Source organism: Streptomyces sp. SID3343 (assembly GCF_009865215.1).
Lineage (GTDB): Bacteria > Actinomycetota > Actinomycetes > Streptomycetales > Streptomycetaceae > Embleya.
Map to the genome: position 1 here is coordinate 1 of NZ_WWJX01000875.1, position 5,257 is coordinate 5,257.

A 5,257-nucleotide genomic window follows, 5' to 3' on the forward strand; every position below is an offset into this window, starting at 1 on the left:
TGCCCGCGGGCGTCGAGCGGATCGGCGCCGACGGCGGGCGGTAGCCGGCGAGCGAGCGCCGGCGCCCTCGCCGGCCACGCGTATCGACGGAGTTCAGCCGAGCGGCATGATCAGACACGTGGTGGTCGCCGTGGCGAGCAACCGGCCCTGATCGTCGGTGAGTTCGGCCTCCGCGGTGCGGATCTTGCGGCCGCGGTGGATCACCCGGCCCTCGGCCCGCAGCTTGCTGCCGTCGAGCGGCCCCGGGCGCAGGTAACGCACCGAGATGTCCAGTGACGTGTAGGCGGTTGCCGGTGGCAGCGTGGTGTGCACCGCGCACGCCATCGCCGAATCGAGCAGGGTCGCGGCGATCCCGCCGTGCATCGTGCCGATCGGGTTGGCGAACTCGGGCCGCGCGGACGCGGTGAACACGACGCGGCCGTCCTCGACCTCCTCCGGCTCCATGCCGATGAACGGACCGATGCCGCTGGGCATGCCGTTGTCCCGCAGCGCCTGCAACTGCTCCAGGCCGGTCGGTCCTGCTGCCTGCGACGTAGTGGTCATCCCAAACCCCTCACCTGAAGTTGACGATGTCAAGTTGACAGCGTCAAGTCGGCCCTGTCAACTGGGTCCGTGCCTCCCACCAGCCGTTCGCGTGCCCGTGCCCGTCCCGGTGACGGCGCGCTGCTGCGCGACGAGATCCTGCGCGCCGCGACCGACCTGCTCGACGAGGCCGGCGACGAAAGCGCGCTCACGCTGCGCGCGGTCGCCGCACGCGTCGGCGTCACCACGCCTTCGGTGTATCTGCACTTCGCCGACAAGGAGGCGCTCGTCGAAGCGGTGTGCCTCCAGGTCTGGAAGGACCTGGGCGCGTCCATGCACGAGGCCGGCGACAGTGTCGACGACGCGTTCCAGGCACTGCGCCGCAGGGGCGGGGCGTTCGTCCGCTTCGGCATCGGACACCCGGTCCAGTACCGCTTGTTGATGATGCGTCAGAGCACCGGCCGGACCGCCGCCGACGCCTGTCTGCTGCACGTACAGGAGGCGCTGCGGCCGTGCCTGGAGAGCGGCGTGCTCACCGGGGACCCGGTCAGGATGTCGCTGCGGATGCTGGCCGCGCTGCACGGCCTCATCGCGTTGTATCTGGTCCAACCGAGTTTCCCGTGGCCCGACGACGTGGACGCGCTCGGCGACGAGATGGTCCGGATGAGCGGCCTGGGCTCCGCGGTGCTGGGCCGGCTCGACGCCGGCGCCCCACCGCCCGACTCGACCGCGTTCGCGGCCGGATTCGACGCGTTCGCCCGGCGCGTGCGCGAGCCCTCGTGAGCGAGAGCGCGTGCGTCGTTCAGCGAGTCGTCACCGCGTCGCGCGCGACGTCGTCGTCGCTCGCTCGGTGCGGCCCGCCGTCGTTCTCGTGCGCCGCCAGGACCAGACTCACCCGCACGCGGTAGCCGCCCTCCGGCAGCGGACCGGCCGACACCTCGCCCGCGAACATCGCGGCCCGCTCGCGAATGCCCGCGAGCCCACGCCCCGACGAAGGCAACGCGGCCGGGCCCGCACTCCCGGCCGCGTTGCACACCTCGATCCGAACCGTGCGTTCGCCCTGCGGCCGACCGAAGTCGACGCTCACCCGGGCCGACGCGTCGGGGGCCGCGTGCTTGACCACGTTGGTCAGCGCCTCCTGCACGATCCGATACACCTGTAGGGCGGCGGCCGGCGGCAACGACCGCGCGTCGCCGATCGTGTCGAGTTCGATCGCGGCCCGGCCGTTCGCACACCTGGCGACCAGGTCGGCCAGATCGTCGATGGTCGGCTGCGGATCCCGGTCGCCGGCGGGGGAGTCCCGATCCGAGTGCAGCACCGCGAGCAGGCGGCGCAGGTCGGTGAGCGCGGCGCGGCCGGTTGCGCCGATCATGTCGAGCGTGCGGTCCACGACCGCGGGGTCGCGGGCCTTCGCGTGCTTGGCGCCCTCGGCGTTGACCACCATCACGGTCACGCTGTGCGCGAGGACGTCATGGATCTCGCGGGCGATCCTGGCCCGCTCCTCGGCGACGGCCGCGCGGGCCATCGCGTCGCGCTGCGCCTCGGCGAGCCTGGCGCGCTCCTCGAACTCGGCGATGTACGCGCGGCGGGCCCGCAGATACTCGGCGAGCAGCCACACCACAACCAGGAGGGCGACCGTGTCGCCTCGGTCGAGCGCGGACATCGCGCCGGGCGTGGGGAGGGCCGTCGACGTGCCGAAGAACATGGTCAGGGTCAGGGTCACCCCCGCGACGGCCGCGGCCTGGAGCCGCATCCCCCGGACGGCCAGCGTGTAGACCATCATCGCGAGCACGACGCTGCCCCGGTGGACCTCGGTCCCCCAGATCCGGCACCCGAGTTGGAGCAGTGCCACGACCACGAGCAACACCGCGACGCGGCGCGGGTGATCGCGCCGCCACAGCAGCGGCAACGCGAGCGCCGTGTACGCCACGATCTGCACGGGGACAGGCCGCCAGCCGTCGTGGGAGGCGATCCCCGGAGGGACGCACACCAAGACGATGATCACCAGGTCGGAGACCCGCGGATGGGCACGCCACCATCGATTCCACCACTGCACGGGCCAAAGTTACGGCAGTGGCCCGAGGCGCGCGTCCTCCCGAATGGGTGACCGAAGTCCTCCTTCGGGAGGAGCGGCGCCGTCGTCCTACCGCGGGTCGAGCAATGTCACGAAGCCGCTGTCACGAAGCCGGTGCACGAGCCGGTGTCACGACGCCGATGTCAGTGACCCTTGCGCTTGGTCGCCTGGGCCTTCACCTTCTCGACCACGGACTTGACCTTGTCCGGGTTCTTCTTCGCGTAGTCGGTCGCCTTCTTGATCAGCTTGTCCAGACCGGCCATGTCGCGTTCTCCTTGCTGTGGGCGGCAGAGCCACCACTCCACGGGTTCATGAACAACCGTCGGACGGGCCGGATCGTTCCCCGCACATCGCGGAGTTCGTCCCCCCGGACGACCGTCAGGACCGCACCGGGGGCGATGCGGTCCTGATGTGTGACGAATGTGACGCGTAGGCGAGTGCCGCTCAGACGTTGACGCCGAAGTCCTTCGCGATACCGCCCAGGCCCGAGGCGTAGCCCTGGCCCACGGCGCGGAACTTCCACTCGTTGCCGTTGCGGTAGAGCTCGCCGAAGACCATCGCCGTCTCGGTCGACGCGTCCTCGGTGAGGTCGTAGCGCGCGAGTTCGTTGTTGTCGGCGCGGTTGACCACGCGGATGTACGCGTTGCGCACCTGACCGAAGGACTGGTCGCGGGCCGCCGCGTCGTGGATCGACACGGGGAAGACGATCCGCTGGACGTCGGCGGGCACGGACGCCAGGTCGACGTTGACCACCTCGTCGTCGCCCTCGCCCTCGCCGGTGAGGTTGTCACCGGTGTGCTGGACCGAGCCGTCGGGGCTGGTCAGGTTGTTGTAGAAGACGAAGTGCAGGTCCGACAGGACCCGACCGTCGTTGCCGAGCAGCAGCGCGCTCGCGTCGAGGTCGAAGTCGGCACCGGTCGTACTGCGGGCGTCCCAGCCCAGGCCGACGGCCACGGCGGTGAGGCCGGGTGCGGCCTTGGACAGGGATACGTTGCCGCCCTTGGCGAGGCTGACTCCCATGGCAGTGCTTCCTTCCCTCGTGTGTATCGGGGTACGGGCGGATCCGGGTTGATCACGCGAGTGCCGCCCGGAAGTGAATCTACAGGACTGTAGAAGCGCGACGTGCGGTCGACAATGCAGTGATACCCCATCCGACCACCGACGGACGACCACCCACAGTCCAACTCTCGGTACGGGTGGGTGGATTCGACGTGATCTTGCGGCGGTGGCGGGATGGACGAGCCCGATGAGGGATGAATTGTCGCCTTCGACGCGTTCGGTGGGCACGGCGTGTTCGAGCCGTTCCGGGTGTCGCGATGCCCGGGTGCCGGGTGCCGGGTGCCGGGTGCCGAGGCGTCGGGAGTTTCGGGGCGCACGGCTCATGCCGATGACCCGGGTTCGTGGGCGCGAGCGGCCGAGCCCGCGTCGGAGAGTGGTACGGGATCGTCCGCCCGCCGCCCGGGTATTCGCGCGCACAGGTGGAACTCGCCGCCCACCGCCTCGGCGGTCAACGTCCCGCCCAGGGCGGCGAGCCGGCCCAGGAGACTGGTCAGGCCCATCCCCGGGCCGCTCCCGGACCCCGAGCCCACGTCGGACGCGGGCCGAAAGCGCAGGCCGTCGTTGGCCAGGGTCAACACCACGCCGCCGTCGGCCTCGACGAACGCGGTGATCGAGCACCGGCGCGCGCTGCTGTGGCGCAACACGTTGGTGGTGCCCTCGCGCAATACGGTCGCCAGCACGGTGTCCGCGTCGGCCGGCAGCACGCCCACGTCGACCGTGAGCTCGACCGCCACCCCGGCCGCCGACAGGATGCCGTGCGCGGTCGGTGCCTCGACCGCGAGCGACATCCCGCGATACCCGCCGGCGACCGTGTCCACGTCGGTGAGCGCCTGACGGGCCATCACCAGGCCCTCGACGAACTGGGCATGGGCGAGCTCGGGGTCGCGCTCCACCAGGCGCAAGGCGAGTTGGCTCTTGAGCACGAGCGCCGACAGGCTGAAACCCAACAGGTCGTGCAGGTCCCGCCCGAAGCGCAGCCGCTCGCGCGCGACATGGGTGGCGATCAGCTCCGCCCGCACCCGGATCAGCTCCCGAGCGAACTCGGCCATGCGGACCAATCCGTAGACGAGCACGGCGCGTTCGACGACCCACACGATGTTGTAGACCGCGTCGAGGGTGGTGGTGCTCCACTCTCCGAAGAACAGGTCCTGGCCCGAAAACGCCGCCGCGACGAGCCACCGCCACGGACCGCGCACGAACACGAGCGCGAGCCCGGTCAGATACAGGCCCACCGACCACGTCCTGAAGTCGAACACCACGAGCGGCACGTACGCGAGCGCGACCTGCGCCGCCAGTGTCCACGGCCACCACCGGGGCCGGCCACCGTCGGCGGGTACGCAGTTGCGGACGTACAGCGCGACGAACGCGAGCAGCAAAACCGCGAACAGCGCCTGCTCGGCGGTCGAGTGCCGGCCCGCGGCCAGGACCCGGGCGGGCAGCGGCACGATCAGCAGACACAGGATCACCACCCGCAACACCGCCACCGCGCGCGGCGTGGGCTCGTCGACGACCGGCGGCGCGGTCTGCTCGCTGTGCTTGTGGGTGTGCGCGAAGGCCCGCGCCTGGTTCATCGCGCCGCGCGCCTCCTCCAGCGCCCGGCCC

Annotated in this window: 5 protein-coding genes; 1 reads left to right on the forward strand and 4 read right to left on the reverse strand. The window is 71.0% G+C overall.

The window, feature by feature from the left end; genetic code table 11:
- Positions 1 to 93: 93 nt before the first annotated feature.
- The gene (locus GT354_RS27285; protein WP_161359035.1) at positions 94 to 543 is read right to left on the reverse strand and encodes a PaaI family thioesterase; all 450 of its coding nucleotides are present in this window, start codon (positions 541 to 543) and stop codon (positions 94 to 96) included.
- A gap of 69 nt (positions 544 to 612) precedes the next feature.
- Between GT354_RS27285 and GT354_RS27290 the strand changes: the two genes are divergently transcribed.
- Entirely contained in the window at positions 613 to 1,305 is a 693-nt protein-coding gene (locus tag GT354_RS27290; RefSeq protein WP_161359036.1) for a TetR/AcrR family transcriptional regulator, read from the forward strand.
- 19 nt (positions 1,306 to 1,324) lie between these two features.
- Here the strand turns inward: GT354_RS27290 and GT354_RS56650 are convergent, their stop codons facing one another.
- The 3 genes from GT354_RS56650 to GT354_RS27305 form a co-directional block, all read right to left on the reverse strand.
- Positions 1,325 to 2,578, reverse strand: a complete 1,254-nt coding sequence (locus tag GT354_RS56650) for a histidine kinase (RefSeq protein ID WP_161359037.1) — start codon at positions 2,576 to 2,578, stop codon at positions 1,325 to 1,327.
- 462 nt (positions 2,579 to 3,040) lie between these two features.
- Positions 3,041 to 3,616: a TerD family protein gene (locus GT354_RS27300; RefSeq protein ID WP_161359038.1), complete on the reverse strand. Its 576-nt coding sequence runs from the start codon at positions 3,614 to 3,616 to the stop codon at positions 3,041 to 3,043.
- 359 nt (positions 3,617 to 3,975) lie between these two features.
- On the reverse strand, positions 3,976 to 5,257 hold a 1,282-nt coding region (locus GT354_RS27305), incomplete at its 5' end, for a histidine kinase (RefSeq protein WP_237535499.1).

Coding starts and splice junctions, on each gene's coding strand:
- GT354_RS27285 (WP_161359035.1), bottom strand. CDS start 543: ATGACCACTACGTCGCAGGCAGCAGGACCGACCGGCCTGGAGCAGTTG.
- GT354_RS27300 (WP_161359038.1), bottom strand. CDS start 3,616: ATGGGAGTCAGCCTCGCCAAGGGCGGCAACGTATCCCTGTCCAAGGCC.